The following is an 18,812-nucleotide window of genomic DNA, read 5'->3' as shown; positions in this document are numbered from 1 at the left end:
CCCCCCCACCCCGCCCCCCCCCCCCGCCCCCCCCCCCCCCCCCCCCCCCCCCCCCGCCCGCGCCCCCCCCCCCCCGCCCCCCCCCCCCCCCCGCGCGCCCCCCCCCCCCCCCGCGGCGGGTGGCGATTACGAGACCACGGGCAGGTAGACGGCGTTGCCGTGGCTGGCGAACTCGGCGGACTTCTCCGCCATGCCCGCCTGCAGCGCCTCTGCGTCGTTCAAGCCCTGGCGCTCGGCGTATTCGCGCACGTCCGCGGAGATCCGCATCGAGCAGAACTTGGGGCCGCACATGGAGCAGAAGTGTGCGGTCTTGGCGGGTTCGGCGGGCAGGGTCTCGTCGTGGTACTCGCGCGCGGTGTCCGGGTCGAGGGACAGCGCGAACTGGTCGCGCCAGCGGAATTCGAAGCGGGCCTGGGACAGCGCGTCGTCGCGCTGCTGTGCGTGCGGATGGCCCTTGGCCAGGTCGGCGGCGTGTGCGGCGATCTTGTAGGTGATCACGCCGACCTTCACGTCGTCGCGGTTGGGCAGGCCGAGGTGTTCCTTCGGCGTGACGTAGCAGAGCATGGCGGTGCCCGCCTGCGCGATGATGGCGGCGCCGATCGCGGAGGTGATGTGGTCGTAGGCGGGGGCGATGTCGGTGGCGAGCGGGCCGAGGGTGTAGAACGGAGCCTCCTCGCACAGCTCCTCCTCGAGCCGCACGTTCTCCACGATCTTGTGCATGGGCACGTGCCCCGGACCCTCGATCATCACCTGCACGCCATGGGATTTCGCGATCTTGGTCAATTCGCCAAGGGTGCGCAGTTCCGCGAACTGCGCCTCGTCGTTGGCGTCGGCGATGGAGCCGGGCCGCAGGCCGTCACCGAGGGAGAACGTGACGTCGTAGCGGGCCAGGATCTCGCAGAGCTCCGCGAAGTGCGTGTAGAGGAACGATTCCTGGTGATGCGCGAGGCACCAGGCCGCCATGATGGATCCGCCGCGCGAGACGATGCCGGTCACCCGCTTGGCGGTCAGCGGAATGTAGCGCAGCAGCACGCCCGCGTGGACGGTCATGTAGTCGACGCCCTGTTCGCACTGCTCGATCACAGTGTCCCGGTAGATTTCCCAGGTCAGCGCGGTCGGGTCGCCGTTCACCTTCTCCAGCGCCTGGTAGATCGGCACGGTGCCGACCGGGACGGGGGAGTTGCGCAGAATCCACTCGCGGGTCTCGTGGATGTTCTTGCCGGTGGACAGGTCCATGATGGTATCCGCGCCCCAGCGGGTGGCCCACACCATCTTCTCCACCTCCTCGGCGATCGAGGAGGACACGGCCGAGTTGCCGATGTTCGCATTGATCTTGACCAGGAACTTCTTGCCGATGATGGTCGGCTCGAGCTCCGGATGCTTGTGGTTGGCGGGGATCACCGCGCGGCCTGCGGCGACCTCCTCGCGCACCGATTCCGGCGAGACGCCTTCCCGCGCGGCGATGAAACGCATCTCCGGCGTGACGATGCCCTCGCGGGCCCAGGCGAGCTGAGTACGCGGGCCCTTCCCCTCGGATCTGGTCCACGTGTCGCGCAGTTTCGGTAGACCGCCTTCGAGATCGATCGTCGCCGACTCGTCGGTGTACGGGCCCGACGTGTCGTAGACGTCGAAGTGCTCGCCATTGGTCAGATTGATCCGGCGCACCGGAATGCGCAGGTCATCGACTTCGAGATAGTGCTTGACGCTGCCCTCGATGGGGCCGGTGGTGACGCTGTCGACGGGTGCGGATCCGCCGTCGGACGCAGCGGCGCGTGCCATTTTTCCTCCCTACGCCGGCATTACCCGGTCAGGTTCATACGGTCGACAGCCCTGACGCCTCTCGGCTAGCCGTCCTCTCAGCCCGCTGGTGCGAGCCCCCGTTGGTTTGTGAAATTTTCCCGCCCGACCATACCCGGACCCGCCGAGCGTCTGCCCGGCGATTCGGCTGATCGAGTGAAGACGCAGGCAGCGGCGTTGGGATCAGGCGTCTTCCGCTGGCTGCGGGGTGGCCGAATGTCCCGGCGCGCCGTGGGTGCGGCGAGCTTCTTTCATCTCGGCCTCGTAGATGTGGCGGCGGCCGTCGAGCAGTTCGTCGCGGGCGGCGCGCTCGATGTCGCGGAACAGGTCGTAGTAACCGTCGTCGTATTCCTCGATGATCTGGAATGTCCAGCGTCCGGCCAACACGTTGCGCCCGATCAACTCGGCGGAGATCCGATCGGCGATGTGCGCGTGACCCGCCGCGCGGAACAGCTCCACCGCTATGTCGAGCGCCAGATCGGCCCCGCCGGTCAGTTGGTGGAAGGAGTACAGGTGGCCGCGGGCGCGTTCGACGATCTCCAGGGCCTCCGAGAGTTTGCCGGTGGCGGCGACGGTGCCGTCGTCGACGCCATCGGGGCGGCGGTGCTGAGCGGCCGGGCGATCGGTCATGACCTCGCTCCTTGTCCGGAGGATGGGTGCGGCCGTGAACTCCGCGGTCCGGCCGGGCAGCGGAGATCGAGGCGCTCGGGTAGCGGCGTACCCGGAGAACGCCGTTCTCAAGCGCGGCTGGCGTCGAACCCGGGTATCCGGTGGGACGAGACCGAACGTGTTCAGCGCGGGTGTGCTGGCAGGATCCGGCCGGTGACCTCGCCCAATCCGATCCTGGCCGAACCCGGGCCAGGGGCCGATGCCGTGATCGTCACCGCGTCGCCGTCCTCGAGAAAGGTGCGTTGCTGATCGTTGACCGATACCGGCCTGCTGCCGCCCCAGGACAACTCGATGAACGATCCGCGCTGGCCGGGTTCGGGACCGGAGATGGTGCCAGAGGCGTACAGGTCCCCGGTGCGCGTCGATGCGCCGTTCGCGGTGAGATGAGCCAGCATCTGCGCCGGTGACCAGTACATCCGGGAGTAGGGCGGGTAAGTGACCGGTTGTCCGTTCCACGTCACGGTGAGTTCGATGTCCAGGCCCCAGTGCTCGGTGCCGAGCAGGTAGGGCAGGGGCGCGGGTGACTGCTCGGGCAGCGGTATCCGCGCCGACTCCAAGGCAGCCAGCGGCGTGATCCACGGCGATATCGAGGTCGCGAACGACTTGCCGAGGAACGGGCCCAGCGGCTGGTACTCCCAGGCCTGGATGTCGCGGGCGGACCAATCGTTGACCAGCGCGACGCCGAAGACCCGGTCGGCGAACTCATCGATCTCCACCGGTACGCCGAGCCGCGATCCGACGCCGATCACGAATCCGAGCTCGGCTTCGATGTCCAGCCGCCGCGACGGGCCGAAATCCGGTGCGCCGGAGTCTGTTCCGCGCTGCCCGCAGGGACGCGCCACATCGGTGCCGGACACCACCACGGTGCCCGCCCGCCCGTGATAACCAACCGGCAGGTGGCGCCAATTCGGCAGTAGCGGGTCGCCGTCCGGCCGGAACAGGCGGCCGAGGTTCGTCGCGTGGTCGATGCTGGCGTAGAAGTCCACGTAATCACCGACACGCACGGGCAGCCGCAACACCACGTCGGACAGCCGATGCACCGCGGCGTGGTCCAGTTCGCCGTCGACCGCCGCGCGAATCCGGTCGCGCACCGCGCGCCAGCGCACGGGGCCCTGTGCAAGGAAGGCGTTCAGGCTCGGTTCGGCGAAAACCGAATCATCGAGCAGCACAGCCAAATCGATGACATGTTCGCCGAGCCGCACCCCCACGCGGGGGCCTTCTCCGGTCGGCGCGAACACCCCGTAGGGCAGGTTGTCCGGACCGAACAGCGACTCCGGCGCTACCTCCACCTCGGTCCTCACGCGGGGCCCCGCCCCGACCAGCTCCACGCATAGGTCGGGTCCTCGCAGGCCAGCGCGCCTTCGCCGAGCTCCAGCGGGCGAAAGGTGTCCACCATGACGGCCAGCTCGTCGAAGTACTCGATGCCGATGCTGTTTTCGTACGCGCCGGGCTGTGGACCGTGGGCGTAACCGCCGGGGTGCACCGACACCGAGCCTTGCGTGATTCCGGAGCCTTTACGCGCTTCGTAATTGCCGCCGCAATAGAACATGACCTCGTCGGAATCGACGTTGGAGTGGTAGTACGGCACCGGGATCGACAGCGGGTGGTAGTCCACTTTGCGCGGAACGAAATTGCAGACGACGAAGTTGCCGCCCTCGAACGCCTGATGGACCGGCGGCGGCTGATGGATACGGCCGGTGATCGGTTCGAAGTCGGCGATATTGAAGGTGAACGGATACAGGCAGCCGTCCCAGCCGACCACGTCGAACGGGTGCGCGGCGTAGACCATCCGCGTGCCGACGACCTGGCCGCCGGGGCGGTGCTTGACCAGCACTTCCACTTCGGTGCCGGTAGCGCTGATGGTCTCGGTGGGTCCGTGCAGGTCGCGCTCGCAATACGGGGCGTGTTCGAGCAACTGGCCGAACCTCGACAGATAACGCTTGGGCGGCGTGATGTGACCTGTCGCTTCGATCGCGTACGCCCGCAAAGGTTCCGGGCCGGTGGGCCGCCAGCGGTGTGTGGTGGCACGCGGGATGAGCACCTGATCGCCCTGCCGTGCGGGCAGCGCGCCGAACACGGTCTCCACCACCGCCGCGCCCGACTCCACATAGACCAGCTCGTCGCCGATCGCGTTGCGGTACAGCGGCGAACCGCCTTTCGCGACCACATAGGAGATGCGCACGTCCGCGTTGCCCAGCAGCAAGCGGCGCCCGGTCACCGGATCGGTCTCCGCCGGGATGTCGCCGGGGAACAGCGTGTGCAGGCGCAGATGGCGGTGACGCAGCGGATGGTTCGGCGTGGTCCGCTGATCGGGCAGCTCCCAGACCGTCGAATCGACCAGTGCAGGCGGCAGGCCACGGTGATAGAGCAGGGAGGAGTCGCCGGAGAAGCCCTCCTCGCCCATCAGCTCCTCGTAGTAGAGCCGCCCCTGCTCGTCACGATGCTGGGTGTGCCGCTTCGGCGGTACCGCACCCACTTGCCGATAGAACGCCATGACCGTTCCTCCGCCAGCCGGTGGTCGGGTAGTTGATCACCATCGTAGTGCGGCCGAATCCCCGATCAGGCGTTTCGCATGGCTCGGTAGACCGCGGCCCCGACGAACGCGCCGAGATCCGCCGGTGTCCAGCCGTCCTGGTCCGCGAGCAGCGCGCGTACGGCGGCCTCGCCCGCGGAGACCCACTGCTCCACCAGCACCGGCAACTTGTGCTCGGCGTCCGCCGTGCCCCAGGCGCGCAGCGTCGGGCGCAGGAGTTTGGTACAGCGCTCGATGACGAGCGCGCGCCCGCGCCCGAAGGAATTCGCGACGGCGGGGTCGGGATTGCCGTAGACCAGCCGCCAGGCGTCCGGCCGGCTCGCGGCCTTCGTCAGCAGAGCGCGGAATCCCTGGACGAACACGGTTTCGTCGGCGTCGACGTCCCGTGGCTTCATCACCTCGAGTACGCCGCTGACCAGGTAGCCCTCCTCGCGCTGGATCAGCGCCTCGATCAGCTCGACGCGATCGGCGAAGCAGGCGTAGACCACCGGCCTGGTCACCTTCATCCGCTCCGCGATGGCGGCCATGGTGACCGCGGCGATGCCGTTCTCCACGGCGATGGCGAGCGCGGTGTCGAGCACCTGCGGACGGCGGCGCTCCGGACCGAGATGCTGTGCGCGCTGCCGTTGCCGCACGGCCGGGTCGGCGCCCATACCGCCCAGCCTGCCGCCGGTGGCCCGGTTACCGCTGCTGCGGCGGGGGAAAGGCGGCTGCGCCGGGCGGGTCACGAGCGCCCGGGTTCGTCGGCGAACTCGGCGATCACCGGGGCGTGGTCGCTGGCGCCCTTGCCCTTTCGCGCCTCACGATCGACCGTCGCGTCCGATACGGTGGCGGCGAGCGCGGGAGAGGCGAGGATGAAATCGATGCGCATCCCCTCTTTTCGCGGGAAGCGCAGCTGGGTGTAGTCCCAGTAGGTGTACACGCCCGGTCCCGGCGCGAACGGACGCATGACATCCGCGAATCCGGCGTCCACGACGGCCTGGAAGGCGTCGCGCTCCGGCTGCGACGTGTGCGTCTTCTCGGCGAAGTACTCCACGGACCACACATCGTCGTCGGTCGGCGCGATGTTCCAGTCGCCCACCAGCGCGATCTTGGCCTGCGGGTCGTCGGCCAGCCAGCGCGCGCCGTTGTCACGCAGGGCGGCAAGCCATTCCAGTTTGTAGGCGTAGTGCGGGTCGCCCAGCATACGGCCGTTGGGCACGTACAGGCTCCACACCCGCACGCCGCCACAGGTCGCCCCGATCGCGCGGGACTCGACGACCGGCGTGCTGATCAGCGACTCACCCGCGTCCTTGTCGAAGCCGGGCTGGCCGGGAAAGGCGAGCTCGACGTCGGAGAGACCGACGCGGGAGACGATCGCCACCCCATTCCACTGGTTGATCCCCAGGTGGGCGACTTCGTAGCCCAGTTCGTCGAAGCGCTCGAACGGGAACTGGTCGTCGCGGCACTTGGTCTCCTGGATGGCCAGCACGTCGATGTCCTGGCGGTCGAGCCAGTCCGCGACGCGGTCGAGCCGGGAGCGAATGGAGTTGACATTCCAGGTGGCGAGACGCACTGCGGCCTTCCTTCGGGGGTGACAGGTCTGTTCTACCGCAGGCCGCCGGGCCCGGCGAGCGGTTCCGGCGCGGCGTAGCGATAGGTGTGGTGTTCGATGAAGCCCAGTTCGCGGTACATCGCGCGGGCCGGCTCGTTGGTGGCTTCCACCTGGAGATAGGCGTGCGTCGCGCCGCGGTCGCGGCCCCAGCGGATCAGTTCGGCGCAGACCAGCGAGCCGAGCCCGTGCCTGCGGTGCGCGGCGGCGACGGCCACGCAGGTGAGGCCGATCCAGCGGCGTCCGTCCGGGGCGGTGGTGAGTGCGCCGCGGCCGATCGCGATGGGACGCGGCAGGCCGAGCGAGGCGAAGCCGAGTTCACCGTTCAGGACCGCGGTCAGTACCTCGGGATCGGGCGCGGGAATCGTCCGCGCGCCGGGTTCCTCGCCGTCGTAGCGGTGCGTCTCCAGCCAGTCGGCGTCGGGAGCGGGCGCGATCCGCACCATCGAAGGGCCTTGGGGCAGCACGAAATTGTCGATATCGAGAGCCAGCATGGCCGTCTCTCGCCAGCTGTGCCAGCCGGGCGGCACCGGGGCCAGCCGATCGGGCAGCGCGAGCTGCACAGGCAGGCCCTGCGCGGTGTACCACTCGCCGATCCGGTGCAGCGTCTCCGCCGACACGGTGGCGGGTCCCTCGGAGCTGCCCAGCGGCACAGCGGAATTCGCGCGCCCGGTGTATCCGTTGCCCGCGCGCGCCAGCCAGCCGTCGATCCACGCGTGTTCGACGCCCGGCCAGCCATAGGCGGCCGCGGCCTCCAGCGCGCGGATCTCTCTGATGCGAATCGGCCTCGGCCCGATGGCTTTCAGCGCGACGACGCGCTCCGGCGCCACCGAGACGAGCTCGCCGCCCGCGCCGCGCACGGTCGGCGGGTCCAGGGAGACGAGTTCGCCGATCAGGTCGGTCAGCGGTTGTGGATAACCCGCGGGCAGCTGATAGCGCAGCACCACGCGGCGGCCGAGCGGGATATCGGGCAGGCCGGCGGCGGGGTCAGTCGTCATGCCCGAACGGGTCGGGGTCGGTGCCGGGCAGCCAGCTCAGACCCGGTGTGCCCCAGCCGTTGCGTTTGATCGCCTTCTTGGCGGCCCGCGCGTTCCGTCCGATCAGCACGTCCACGTAGAGGAACCCGTCCAGATGCCCGACCTCGTGCTGGAGCATGCGGGCGAAGAAACCCTTGCCCTCCACCTCCACCGGCTCGCCGTTCTCGTCGGTGCCGGTCACCTTCGCCCATTCGGCGCGACCGGTGGGGAACTGCTCCCCGGGCACCGACAGACAGCCTTCCTCGTCGTCGTCCGGGTCGGGCATGGTCTCCGGGATCTCCGAGGTCTCCAGGACCGGATTGACCACCACCCCGCGTCGGCGGGTCGCGGTGCCGTCCGCGCCGAGGTCGGGGCAGTCGTAGACGAACAGGCGAAGCGGAACGCCGACCTGGTTGGCGGCGAGCCCGACGCCGTGCGCGGCGTCGAGCGTTTCGTACATGTCCGCGATGAGCGGAGCCAATTCCTCCGGCGATCGAGTGACCCGCTCGGTCGGGTTGTGCAGAACCGGGTCGCCGACGATCACGATCGGGAGGATTGCCATGGGCCAATTATTGCCGTGGGCGCCACGTCACAGCTTCCCGGGTGCCGAAGTGGAGACCGCGACTACCGGCCGGTAGGGAACACGCCGCGCTGCGGGCCCGGCGATTCCTCGCGCGCGTGGTTGAATGTTCCGCGACGTACAAGCACCATTTTCGTCTGGTGGTCACTCGGCGAGGAGCGAGATGGACGGCGCAGCGGCACGGAATCTTTCCGCGACCCACAACGGCCCTTCCGCGAGCGAAGATGGCACGACGGAGCACGCTTCGGCCGAACAGGCCGACGGTGCCGGACTGAGCCGTCGCGAACTCGACATCCTGGCCTTCGAGCGGCAGTGGTGGAAGTACGCCGGGGCCAAGGAAGAGGCGATCCGCGAGCTGTTCGCCATGTCGCCGACCCGGTACTACCAGGTGCTGAACGCGGTGGTCGATCGGCAGGAGGCGCTGGCGGCCGACCCGATGCTGGTCAAGCGGCTGCGCAGGCTGCGAGCGAGCAGGCAGAAGGCGCGCGCGGCGCGGCGGCTCGGATTCCAGGTCTGACCCGGCGATGCGGACCCGGACCCGTCCCGTGCGACTAGGCTCGCGAAGGTGAGCTACCCGAACCCCACCTCCGGTGGGCCACCGTTGCGTGCCCTGGCGATGGTGCTGATCGCGTTGGCCATCGTCTTCGCCGGTCTCGGGGCGATGTCGCTGTCGAGTTCCGACGCCGACACCGACGCCTCGGGGACCAGCGCATCGCCGACCTCGAGCGCGAGCGCCGCGCCGCAGGTCCCGGCGAGCACCACCGCGCCCAAGGCGCCGACCTCGTCCACCGCGGTGGCGACCGTGACGCCGACCAGTGCCGCCGCGTCGACCACCACCACGGCGGCGCGTTCGGTCCCGGTGCGCGTGCTCAACAACAGCATGGTGGCCGGACTCGCGGCGAAAACGGCAGGCCAGCTAGAGGCGAGCGGCTGGACGATCGCGGAAACGGGCAACTACCCGGGCTCGAACATCGCCAAAACCACGGTGTACTACGGCGATTCGTCCGGCGACAAGGAGGCCGCGCAGGCCATCGCGGACCAGCTCGGCGCGTCGGTGGCACCGAAGTCGAGTGCGATCGGGGATACCGCGCCGGGTGTAACGGTGATCGTCACGGGTAACTGACCCATATGTGGCCGCTGGTCGCACGCCCGGACCAGCGAACACGCGTGAGGGCGCGCCGCCCTGTCGGGGGCACGGCGGGACGGCGTGGCATCATCTTGTCCGGTAACGAACGTGTCCACCCGCCCTTACTCGTAAACTCGGTACTCGTAAAGGAGTTCCCCGATGGCCCCGTCCACAACTCGACGCCCGTCCTGGCGGACTGTGACCCCGGTGCTCGCGGTCGCGGTCTTCGGCCTCGCCGCATGCTCGAACAGCCAGGAGTCGAGTGACGTCCAGGGAACGACCCCGCCGGTGTGGAGCGGGTCGCCCGCTCCGGCCGGGCAGTCGAGCACCGAGCACGGTGGCTCGCCGAACGCCGAGCAGGGCGTGAACGTGCAGCTGAAGGACCCCTCGGGCGCCTCGGTCGGCACCGCGAACTTCGCCAAGGACGGCAACCACCTGCAGCTCACCGTCGAGGCGCACGGCCTGCGCCCCGGCTTCCACGGCCTGCACGTGCACCAGGTCGGCAAGTGCGAGCCGAACTCCGTCGCGCCGACCGGCGGCCCGGCGGGCGACTTCCTGTCCGCCGGTGGTCACCTGCAGGTCGGCAGCGCCAACGCGCATCCGGCCAGCGGCGATCTGACCTCGCTCGAGGTGCGCGGCGACGGCGTCGCCAAGCTGATCACCACCACCGACGCGGTGACGCTGGACGACGTGAAGGGCAAGGCCCTCATCATCCACGCCGACGCCGACAACTTCGGCAACATTCCCAACCGTTACTCCCGTGCCGATGGCGTCGCGGGTCCCGATGAGACGACCCTAGCGACGGGCGACGCGGGCGGCCGTGTCGCTTGTGGCGTGATCCAATAGCGCGGTGGCATATGGCCGGGGCAGGAATCGAACACGTTCCCTTCGATGGTTCGCCCCGGCCCACCATCGGGGTCGAATGGGAGATCGCCTTGGTCGACAAGGTGACCCGCGACCTGTCGAATACCGCCGCGGCGGTATTCGATTCACTCGGTGAGCTCCGTGCCCACGACGGCACACCCCAGGTCACCAAGGAATTGCTGCGCAACACCGTCGAACTCGTCACCGGGGTGCACGAGACCGTCGGCGCGGCGGTGGAGGACCTCACCGGCACGATGAACACGGTGCGCCGTGCGGCCGAGCAGCTCGGTGTCGACTTGTTCTGCGCGGGCACCCATCCGTTCGCGCAATGGTCGGCCCAGCAGCTGACCCGATCGGAGCACTACGACGAGCTGATCGAGCGCACCCAGTGGTGGGGTCGCCAGATGATGATCTGGGGCGTGCACGTGCACGTCGGAGTCTCCCACCGCGACAAGGTTTTTCCGATCCTCAACTCGTTGCTGCTGTCGTATCCGCATCTGCTCGCGCTGTCGGCGGGCTCGCCGATGTGGTCGGGATCGGACACCGGCTACGCGAGCAATCGGACGCTCATGTTCCAGCAGTTGCCGACCGCGGGCCTGCCGTTCCAGTTCGAGAACTGGACCCAGTTCGAGCATTTCGTGCACGATCAGATCAAGACCGGTGTCTTCACGCAGCTCGGCGGCATGCACTGGGACATCCGCCCGGCGCCGAAGTGGGGCACCATCGAGGTCCGGGTGTGCGACGGGATCTCCACGCGCGCTGAACTCGCCGCGATGGCCGCGCTCATCCATTGCCTCATCGTCGACCTCGACCGCCGCGTCGAGAACGGCGAGGAACTGCCCACCCTGCCGCCGTGGCACGTGCAGGAGAACAAGTGGCGCGCCGCACGTTACGGGCTGGATGCGATCATCATCACCGACGCCGACAGCAACGAGCGGTTGGTCACCGACGACCTGGCGGATCTGCTGAACCGGCTGGAGCCGACGGCGGCGCGGCTGGGCTGCGCGGACGAACTCGCCCTGGTCGCCGAGATCCCCAAGCGGGGAGCCTCTTACCAGCGGCAGCGCCGGGTTGCCGCGGCGTCGCAGGGAGATCTGGTCGCGGTGGTGGACGCGCTGGTCGAGGAGCTGAAACAGTAGCGATCGGCCGCGTATAGGTCGGTTGCTGTTCAGCTGGCCAGGGGGATGACGTTCACCCCGCGTTTACTATGGTCGGATGCTTGTCGAATACCCGGGTTCCAGAGCAGGAAGCGCGGTCTCGCGCCGTCGCGTACCGCGGACTCGGATCCGGGTCGTCGCGGCGGTGGCCGCGGTGCCGGTCCTGCTGATCGTGTTGCAGGGCGTAGCCGTCTGGCAGGGATTCGAAGGCCCCCTGGAGAGCTTGGGACGGGACTACATCGGCACACCGAAATCGATGTCGGTGCCGTGGGCCGGACTGGTCCTTGCGCTGGTGGGCATTTCGGCCCGTCGCAGGCTGGTCGCGGTGGGTGTCGCGGCTGCCATCGATGTGGCGTGGGCCGGTGTCCGCTTGCTGGCGGGAGAGCCGTTCGCGATCGGGAACGGCCCCGTGATCGTGCTGACCGGCTTGGCGCTGGTGGCCTGGCTGCGCTGGTCCGGAACCGAACGGCGGGACGCGCTGCACGCCGCCGCGCTCGGCGCGCTGCTCGTCCTGGCCACCAAGGTCGGCGATGTCTGGTTGCACGTCACCGTGATCGGCAGACCGACGGTGCTCGACGAATACGTGATCCTGGCCGACCATGCGCTGGGCGATCCGTCGTGGGTGCTCGGGCGGGCGGTGGACACGCTCGGGCCGGTGGTCTACGCGGTGCTGCACTGGGTCTACATCGAGCTGCCCGTGGCGGCGATCGTCGTGGCCGTGTGGCAGCTGCGCCGAGTGGTGTCGTCGGGCCGGTGGCCGTCGCATTACCTGGTGCGCACCTTCCTGGTGCTCGGCTTGATCGGTCCCTTGGTGTACGTCCTCTTCCCGGTGGTCGGTCCGATGTTCGCGTACGGCCCGGACGGCAACGGGCTGCAATTGGGCAACTACTGGCCGGGGGTGGTGCCGCCGATCGATCGCAACCCGCTGCCGCTGCCGTTCGACGCGCCGGTTCCACGCAACTGCATGCCCTCGATGCACACCGCCTGGGCGCTGTCGGTGTTCCTGCACACCCGCCGCGACGGCGACGGCGAGCCTGCTCCGCGCTGGCTGCGCTGGGGCGGCGCGTTCTGGCTGCTGGCCACCCTCACCGCCACCCTCGGCTTCGGCTACCACTACGGCGTAGACCTGGTCGCGGGCGCGGTGCTGTGCCTCACCGTCGAATCGGCGCTGCGCGCACCGGAGCGCGGCTGGGGATGGTTCCGGATCCGGTTGGTCGGCGCAGGCGCGGTCGTGCTGGCCACGCTGCTGCTGTCCTACCGGTACCTCGCCGTGCCGATGGCCGAGTATCCGGTGCTCGCGGGCACGGTCGTGCTCGGACTGCTGGCCGGACTGGCCGCGGCGTTCCACGCGACGTGGTTCGCGACCGCGCGGCAGCCGGAGCGGGCCGTCCGCGAGGTCGAGCCCGTCGCGCGCTGAGGCCGGTCACGCGGCTAATCGACGTCGTCGTCGCGCATCTCGTTGACGCGCAACAGGCCGTCGCGGTGGCGCTGCTCGCGGTAGGCGGTGCGGCCGATCAGGTGGGCGATCACCGGGGCGGTCAGCAGGGTGAACAGCCCGACCAGCACCAGCATCCAGACGTTGCCGTGTCCGCCCAGCTGGATCGCGGCGCCCGCCAGCACCAGGATCAGCCCGATGACCTGTGGCTTGGTGGCGGCGTGCATCCGGGTCAGCGTGTCGGGAAAGCGCACGATCCCGATCGCCGCCGTGAGCGCCAGCGTCGAGCCGAACAGGATCAGGGTGCCCGCGAGCACGTGCCAGAGGCTCATGTGTCGTCCCGCACTCGGAATCGGGACACCGCGGCCGAGCCGAGGAACCCGACCAGCGCCAGCGCGACGATCGCGGGTACCACGGTGGTGTCGGCGCTGTAGGCCGCCCAGACGGCCAGCCCGGAGGCGGCGATGGCGATCAGCGAGTCGATGCCGACCACCCGGTCCAGCGTGCTCGGCCCCATGACGACGCGATACGTGGTGATCAGTGCCGCCGCGGTCAGGATGACGGCGGCGAGGACGGCGACGACGGTCACGATGTCACCTCCGGAGGAGAGGGCGGCCGGAAGTACGGCCATCCGGTCGGGCGTTCGAATGTTTCGATCAGCAGTCGCTCCAGCCGCCGGGTGGTCCGGAAGAACTTGTCCACTGCCGCATCGCTGCCGACGTCGAGAACGTGCACGTAGACGACGCAGCGCCTGCGGTCGATCTCCAGCACCATGGTGCCGGGGATCAGGTTGAGCAGGTCGGCCCACAGCACCAGCACCAGATCCGATCTCGTGCCGGAGTACACGCGCAGCACGCCCGACACCGGGGTCTGCTTCGGGCGGATCGCGAGCCAGGCGACCTGAAGGCTCGACTCCAGCGCGTAATACGCGCTCGCCACGATCAGTTCGGGCAGGGGAAACGGGTTCAGCCGCCCGGACACCGGCACGCGCGGCAGCGGCAGCGCCACCATGATCAGCGCGGCGACCGCCAGCCCGCCCAGTACATTCGCGAGGCTCAGATCGCCCCACAGGGCCAGCCAGACCACGGTGAGCCATACGAGGATGCCGACGCGGACGGTCGTGTCGCGCCCCCGGCCCCGCTCGGCGCTCATCGTGGGCTTCCCGGCGATTCGCCCAGCACCGCACCGATGTACACGCCGGGATCGCGCAGGTCCACCGCGGCGCGGTCGGCGATCGTGAGGATCGGCCCCGCCAGCACCGTCAGGCACAGCCCCACCGTGACCAGCGCCGCGGTGGACAGCACCATCAGCGGCGGCATGCGGCCGGGATCGGTGCGCTCGTCGTAGTGCACGTCGGTCGCTTCCTCGATCAGCGTCGGCGGCCTGGCCGCGGTGAGATGGCCCTCCGGCGCGTCCTCGCGGGGCCGCCAGAACGCTTTGCTCCATACCCTGGCGACGGTGTAGAGCGTGAGCAGGCTGGTGAGCACGGCGCCGCCGACCAGCACCCAGGCCAGCACGCTGCCGCGTTCGGCGCCCGCCCGCAACAGCGCCACCTTGCCGATGAACCCGGAGAACGGCGGTATCCCACCGAGATTCAGCGCCGGGACGAGGAACAGCACGGCCAGCAGCGGACTGGCCGCGGCGAGCCCGCCCAGCCTGCGCAGCGAGGTGGATCCGGCTTGCCGCTCGATCAGTCCCGCCACCAGGAACAGCGTGGTCTGCACCAGAATGTGGTGCGCCACGTAGAACACCGCGCCCGACAGCCCGGCCGCGTTGGCGAGGCCGACGCCGAACACCATGTAGCCGATGTGACTGACCAGCGTGAACGACAGCAGACGGCGGATGTCGCTCTGTGCGATGGCGCCGAGGATGCCGATGAGCATGGTGAGCAGGCCCGCCACCAGCAGCACCGAGTCGAAGCCGCCGTCGGGGAACAGCAGCGAGTGGGTCCGGATGATCGCGTACACGCCGACTTTGGTGAGCAGACCGGCGAACACGGCGGTGACCGGCGCCGGGGCGGTCGGATAGGAGTCGGGCAGCCAGTTCGACAGCGGGAAGACGGCCGCCTTGATACCGAACGCCACCAGCAGCACCGCGAAGATCGCCGTGCGCGTGCCTTCCGGCACGGCGCCGAACCGGACCGCGAGCTGGGCGAGATTCAGCGTTCCGGTGGCCGCGTAGGTGAGCCCGATGCCGGCGAGGAAGATCAGCGACGAGACCGACGAGACCATCACGTAGGCCACGCCCGCGCGGATGCGTTCGGTGGTCGCGCCTACGGTGAGCAGCACGAACGACGCCGCGAGCAGGATCTCGAAGCCGACGAAGAGGTTGAACAGGTCACCGGCCAGGAACGCGGCCGAAACACCGGCGGTGAGCACCAGATACGTGGGCCGGTAGATCGAGGTGGGCTGCCGCTCGTCGCCGTCGCGGATGTTCTGGCCCGCGCCGTAGAGGTTGACCGACAGCAGCACGATGGACGAGACCAGCAGCATCGCCGCCGACAGCCGGTCCACCACCAGCGTGATGCCGATCGGCGCTGCCCAGTCGCCCACCTGCAACGCGGTGGTGCCGTCCCGGTCGACCAGGAACAGCAGCAACCCGCAGATCACCACGACAGCGGTGAGCGCCCCGACGCTGACCGCGCTCTGGATGCGCGGCCTGCGGCCGAAGACGAGCGTGGCCGCCGCGCCGAGCAGGGGGACGAGCACCGGCAGCGGCGTGAGAACCGGCAGCAGGCCGGGCGAGAGGTTCACGTCTCCGGGTCCTCTCCGGCGCGACGCCGGGCGACATCCACGTCCTCTTGGTCGTTGGCGACGTCGTCGCTGGTGGTGAGCATGTAGGCGCGGTAGGCGAGGGCGAGCACGAATGCCGCGATGCCCATGGTGATCACGATGGCGGTGAGCACCATCGCCTGGGCGAGCGGGTCGGCCATCTCCTCGGTGTCGGCCGTGCCGCGGATGGGCGGTTTGCCGCGACCGCCGCCCGCGGTGAGGATCAGCAGGTTCACCGCGTTGCCGAACAGGATCAGCCCGAGCAGCATCTTCGACACGGCGCGTTCCAGGAGCAGGTATACCCCGCACGCGACGAGGATGCCGATCACCACCAATAGGGTCAGATTCGCGGTCACGTCGCGGAACCTCCGTTCGCCGAGGGGGGCTCGGCGTCGGCCAGCTCGCTGTCCAGGCGCGCGCCGAGACTGCGCAGCACGTCCAGCACCAGGCCGACCACGATGAGGTAGACGCCGAGATCGAACAGCAGCGCGGTGACCACCTTGACGTGCCCGATCACCGGCAGCGAAACCTCGATGATCGCCGAGGACAGCGGCGGCGCGCCGAGCAGCAGCGACGAGACGGCAGTGCCCGCGGCCAAGGTGAGGCCGGCGCCGAGGATATGGCCCGCGTCGACGGGCAGTGCCTCACCCAATTCGTAGCGGCCGCCCGCGAGGTACCGCAGGGTCAGCGCGAGCCCAGCGGTGAGCCCGCCCGCGAACCCGCCGCCGGGCGCGTTGTGGCCGGAGAAGAAGAAGTAGACCGACAGCACCATGATGGTCGGGAACACCAGCCGCGTGGTGATCTGCAGGACCATCGAGCGTTGGGCCCGGGCCACCAATCGGCCCGCGGGCAGCCAGCTGACCAGCTCCGGATCGTAGTCGGGGGAGTCCGTCGCGCGCGGCGCGCTGCCGAAGCGCCTGCTGCGGAACACCAAAGAGGCCACCCCGGTCGCGGCGACGACGAGCACCGAGATCTCACCGAGGGTGTCCCACGCCCGCAGGTCGACGAGCAGGACGTTGACGGCGTTCTTCCCGCCGCCGAATTCGTAGGCGGCATCGGGAATTCTGAGCCAGACGGGTTCGGCGGTGCGGGCCGCCACGGCGAACCCGGCCAGGACCGCGACCACCGTCCCGGTCCCGACGGCCAGGACCGCTCTGCGCAGCTTGAACGCGGCCGTCCGGCTCGGCTCGATCGCGGCGGGAAAAGCGCGCAGCACCAGCACGAAGATGACCAGCGTGAGCGTCTCCACCAGGAATTGGGTGAGCGCGAGGTCGGGCGCGCCGTGCAGCGCGAAGATGACGCCGCTGCCGTATCCGGTCACCCCGACTACCAGCACGCTCGCGAGCCGGTTGCGCAGCACCGTCGCGGCGAGCGCGCTCACCGCCATGATCGCGCCGATGGCCGCTTGCAGCGGTGAATCCCACAACCGCAGCGTGACTCCGGTGCGGGTGCCGAGGGCGAGCAGGACGGTCGGCAGGACGATGAGCGTGACCAGGATCGCGGCTTGGCTCAGCGGCAGCGACCCGCGCTGCACCGCGCCGGTCATCCGCAGCGAGAGGGTGTCCATCGCGCGCAGCGTGGCGTCGTAGGCGCGGTCGGCGTTGCCGAGGCGCGGGTGCGCCGATTCGGCGAAGCGGCCGCGCAGCCGCCACAACACGACGCCGACCGCGACGATCAGCAGTGTCGACGCGAGCGCGGCATCGAAACCGTGCCACAGCGCCAGATGCGAAAAAGGAACGGCGGCCAGCGTTTCGGCGTAGGGGCGCAATCGTGCGTCGAGCCAGGACGGGGCGAGACCGGCCGCGAGGCTCGCGACGGCGAGGATCACCGGTGCCGCGAGGAACAGAGCACCCGGCGGATGCCAGCGGAGACGACGCTCGGCTTCCGGCTGATCTTCGGCGACGGGTACTTCGCTCGGGTGGTGGGCGACGGGCGTGGCGCCTGCCGCGGGTTCCGGCTCGCGGTCCTTGTCCGCGAAAGCGCCCCAGACGAACCTGATGCTGTAGCCGACGGTCAGCATCGACCCGAGCACCACTCCGGTGAACACCGCGCCGCGTACGGGCGCGGTGAGCACGTCCGCGTCCAGTACGGCGTTCAGCGCGCTTTCCTTGCCGACGAAGCCGAGCAGCGGCGGTATGCCCGCCATGCTGAGCGCGGCCAGGACCGCGGTGGCGCACAGCACGGGAGCCCGACGGCCGAGCCCGGACAAGCGGCGCAGATCGCGCGTGCCCGCACCGTGGTCGATGATCCCGACCACCAGGAACAGGCACGCCTTGAACAGCGCGTGCGCGACGACCAGCGCGACTCCGGCCAGCGCGGCATCGGGTGTGCCGATGCCGACCAGCACGATCAGGAATCCCAGCTGGCTCACCGTGCCGAAGGCCAGCACCAGTTTCAGATCCACCACCTGGAGCGAGCGCAGCCCGGCCAGCAGCATCGAGGCGAGGCCGAGGGTCAGCACCAGCGGATGCCACACGGGGTTCTGCGCGAACGCCGGTGCCAGGCGCGCGATCAGGTACACGCCGGCTTTCACCATCGCCGCGGCATGCAGGTACGCGCTCACCGGGGTCGGTGCGGCCATCGCGCCGGGCAGCCAGAAATGCAAGGGCACCACGGCGGATTTGGTGAGCGCGCCCACCAGGATCAGGGCCACCGCGACATTCACCGCGGTCCCGCTCGGGTTGGTCCCGGAAAGGAGATCCGACAGCAGATAGCTGCCGTTCACGGTGCCGAGCACGACGATGCCCGTCAGCATCGCCAGCCCACCCGCTCCGGTCACCAGCAGCGCCTGGATCGCGGCCCTTCGGCTGGCCGCCTGCTCGGCGTTGTGACCGATCAGCAAGAACGACAGCACCGTTGTCGCTTCCCAGAACACATAGAGCAGGAGCATGTTGTCGCTGGTGACCAGCCCGAACATGGCGCCGGCGAACGCGACCAGCTCGGCGGCGAACACCCCGAGCCGCGGCTCGTCGTCCTCGAAGTACCGGGCGCAGTAGACCAGCACCAGCGCCCCGATGCCCAGTACGAGCGCGCACAATACCGCCGCGAGGGTGTCGAAGCGCAGATCGATGTTCAGGGCGATGCTCGGCGCCCAGGTCAGCCGAACTCGCTGCGGCTCGGACCAATTCGCGATCACCCAGGCGAAGCCGCCGAGCGGGACCACAGCCAGTAGAAAGAATGCGTTGCGCCCCAGTGCCCGCACCCACAGCGGAGCCACCAGGGCGGCCGCGGCATGAGCGAGCAGGATTGCGAGCAAACTTCACTCCGTCGGGT

20 protein-coding genes and 1 riboswitch are annotated in these 18,812 nt (G+C 69.4%); of the genes, 5 read left to right on the top strand and 15 right to left on the bottom strand.

The annotated features are described in order from the left end of the window. Positions 1-126: 126 nt before the first annotated feature. From thiC to ACIA5H_RS29900, 8 genes are all read right to left on the bottom strand, one after another. Positions 127-1,779, bottom strand: coding sequence for a phosphomethylpyrimidine synthase ThiC (thiC, locus tag ACIA5H_RS29935; protein WP_397078883.1), 1,653 nt, complete (start codon positions 1,777-1,779; stop codon positions 127-129). Further along, positions 1,769-1,891: riboswitch (TPP riboswitch) on the bottom strand. Its footprint overlaps the gene before it by 11 nt. A gap of 89 nt (positions 1,892-1,980) precedes the next feature. Further along, positions 1,981-2,427 carry a hypothetical protein gene (locus ACIA5H_RS29930; RefSeq protein WP_355071648.1) on the bottom strand — a complete coding sequence of 149 codons (447 nt, stop codon included), beginning with the start codon at positions 2,425-2,427 and terminating at the stop codon, positions 1,981-1,983. 161 nt (positions 2,428-2,588) lie between these two features. Next, positions 2,589-3,767 carry a fumarylacetoacetase gene (gene fahA, locus ACIA5H_RS29925; protein WP_379249056.1) on the bottom strand — a complete coding sequence of 393 codons (1,179 nt, stop codon included), beginning with the start codon at positions 3,765-3,767 and terminating at the stop codon, positions 2,589-2,591. Continuing rightward, the gene (locus tag ACIA5H_RS29920; RefSeq protein ID WP_397078881.1) at positions 3,764-4,960 is read right to left on the bottom strand and encodes a homogentisate 1,2-dioxygenase; all 1,197 of its coding nucleotides are present in this window, start codon (positions 4,958-4,960) and stop codon (positions 3,764-3,766) included. The genes fahA and ACIA5H_RS29920 overlap by 4 nt, the downstream gene beginning before the upstream one ends. Positions 4,961-5,025: 65 nt before the next feature. Further along, entirely contained in the window at positions 5,026-5,652 is a 627-nt protein-coding gene (locus tag ACIA5H_RS29915) for a TetR/AcrR family transcriptional regulator (protein WP_355072123.1), read from the bottom strand. 71 nt (positions 5,653-5,723) lie between these two features. Beyond that, positions 5,724-6,554 carry an exodeoxyribonuclease III gene (locus ACIA5H_RS29910; RefSeq protein WP_356962759.1) on the bottom strand — a complete coding sequence of 277 codons (831 nt, stop codon included), beginning with the start codon at positions 6,552-6,554 and terminating at the stop codon, positions 5,724-5,726. A gap of 32 nt (positions 6,555-6,586) precedes the next feature. Further along, a complete protein-coding gene (locus ACIA5H_RS29905; RefSeq protein WP_397078878.1) occupies positions 6,587-7,588 on the bottom strand; it encodes a GNAT family N-acetyltransferase in 1,002 nt (333 codons plus the stop codon). Next, positions 7,578-8,168 (bottom strand): peptide deformylase, encoded by a 591-nt coding sequence (locus tag ACIA5H_RS29900; protein ID WP_355071656.1) that lies wholly within the window; start codon positions 8,166-8,168, stop codon positions 7,578-7,580. Before ACIA5H_RS29900 ends, ACIA5H_RS29905 begins: the two co-directional genes overlap by 11 nt. A gap of 181 nt (positions 8,169-8,349) precedes the next feature. On the opposite strand from ACIA5H_RS29900, the gene ACIA5H_RS29895 reads away from it, so the two are divergent. Further along, on the top strand, positions 8,350-8,703 hold the full coding sequence (locus ACIA5H_RS29895) for a DUF3263 domain-containing protein (protein WP_355071658.1): 354 nt from the start codon (positions 8,350-8,352) through the stop codon (positions 8,701-8,703). Between the two features lie 53 nt (positions 8,704-8,756). Here ACIA5H_RS29895 and ACIA5H_RS29890 read toward each other — a convergent pair whose 3' ends face one another. Next, a complete protein-coding gene (locus ACIA5H_RS29890) occupies positions 8,757-9,059 on the bottom strand; it encodes a hypothetical protein (RefSeq protein WP_379249049.1) in 303 nt (100 codons plus the stop codon). Between ACIA5H_RS29890 and ACIA5H_RS29885 the strand changes: the two genes are divergently transcribed. From ACIA5H_RS29885 to ACIA5H_RS29870, 4 genes are all read left to right on the top strand, one after another. Next, positions 9,052-9,309: a LytR C-terminal domain-containing protein gene (locus ACIA5H_RS29885; RefSeq protein ID WP_379249047.1), complete on the top strand. Its 258-nt coding sequence runs from the start codon at positions 9,052-9,054 to the stop codon at positions 9,307-9,309. The genes ACIA5H_RS29890 and ACIA5H_RS29885 overlap by 8 nt on opposite strands. Positions 9,310-9,471: 162 nt before the next feature. After that, positions 9,472-10,158, top strand: a complete 687-nt coding sequence (sodC, locus tag ACIA5H_RS29880; RefSeq protein WP_355071662.1) for a superoxide dismutase[Cu-Zn] — start codon at positions 9,472-9,474, stop codon at positions 10,156-10,158. 11 nt (positions 10,159-10,169) lie between these two features. Beyond that, positions 10,170-11,315 (top strand): glutamate--cysteine ligase, encoded by a 1,146-nt coding sequence (locus tag ACIA5H_RS29875; RefSeq protein WP_355071663.1) that lies wholly within the window; start codon positions 10,170-10,172, stop codon positions 11,313-11,315. Positions 11,316-11,391: 76 nt separating this feature from the next. Continuing rightward, positions 11,392-12,750: a DUF5933 domain-containing protein gene (locus tag ACIA5H_RS29870; protein WP_397078874.1), complete on the top strand. Its 1,359-nt coding sequence runs from the start codon at positions 11,392-11,394 to the stop codon at positions 12,748-12,750. A gap of 14 nt (positions 12,751-12,764) precedes the next feature. Here the strand turns inward: ACIA5H_RS29870 and mnhG are convergent, their stop codons facing one another. Genes mnhG through ACIA5H_RS29840 form a run of 6 tightly spaced genes read right to left on the bottom strand, consistent with a single transcriptional unit; the run spans position 12,765 to position 18,795 of the window. After that, positions 12,765-13,100, bottom strand: coding sequence for a monovalent cation/H(+) antiporter subunit G (gene mnhG / locus ACIA5H_RS29865; RefSeq protein WP_379249043.1), 336 nt, complete (start codon positions 13,098-13,100; stop codon positions 12,765-12,767). After that, positions 13,097-13,357 carry a monovalent cation/H+ antiporter complex subunit F gene (locus tag ACIA5H_RS29860; RefSeq protein ID WP_356962749.1) on the bottom strand — a complete coding sequence of 87 codons (261 nt, stop codon included), beginning with the start codon at positions 13,355-13,357 and terminating at the stop codon, positions 13,097-13,099. The genes mnhG and ACIA5H_RS29860 overlap by 4 nt, the downstream gene beginning before the upstream one ends. After that, positions 13,354-13,920, bottom strand: coding sequence for a Na+/H+ antiporter subunit E (locus tag ACIA5H_RS29855; RefSeq protein ID WP_397078871.1), 567 nt, complete (start codon positions 13,918-13,920; stop codon positions 13,354-13,356). Before ACIA5H_RS29855 ends, ACIA5H_RS29860 begins: the two co-directional genes overlap by 4 nt. Next, the gene (locus ACIA5H_RS29850) at positions 13,917-15,521 is read right to left on the bottom strand and encodes a Na+/H+ antiporter subunit D (protein WP_379249039.1); all 1,605 of its coding nucleotides are present in this window, start codon (positions 15,519-15,521) and stop codon (positions 13,917-13,919) included. The genes ACIA5H_RS29855 and ACIA5H_RS29850 overlap by 4 nt, the downstream gene beginning before the upstream one ends. Continuing rightward, a complete protein-coding gene (locus tag ACIA5H_RS29845) occupies positions 15,518-15,895 on the bottom strand; it encodes a Na(+)/H(+) antiporter subunit C (RefSeq protein ID WP_364424538.1) in 378 nt (125 codons plus the stop codon). Before ACIA5H_RS29845 ends, ACIA5H_RS29850 begins: the two co-directional genes overlap by 4 nt. Beyond that, on the bottom strand, positions 15,892-18,795 hold the full coding sequence (locus ACIA5H_RS29840) for a Na+/H+ antiporter subunit A (protein WP_397078868.1): 2,904 nt from the start codon (positions 18,793-18,795) through the stop codon (positions 15,892-15,894). The genes ACIA5H_RS29845 and ACIA5H_RS29840 overlap by 4 nt, the downstream gene beginning before the upstream one ends. Between the last annotated feature and the right edge of the window lie 17 nt (positions 18,796-18,812).

The sequence above is a fragment of the Nocardia sp. NPDC051900 genome, assembly GCF_044452545.1.
GTDB lineage: Bacteria > Actinomycetota > Actinomycetes > Mycobacteriales > Mycobacteriaceae > Nocardia > Nocardia sichangensis.
Note: the sequence above shows the minus strand (reverse complement) of the source record. Positions and strands in the feature narration are given on the sequence as shown.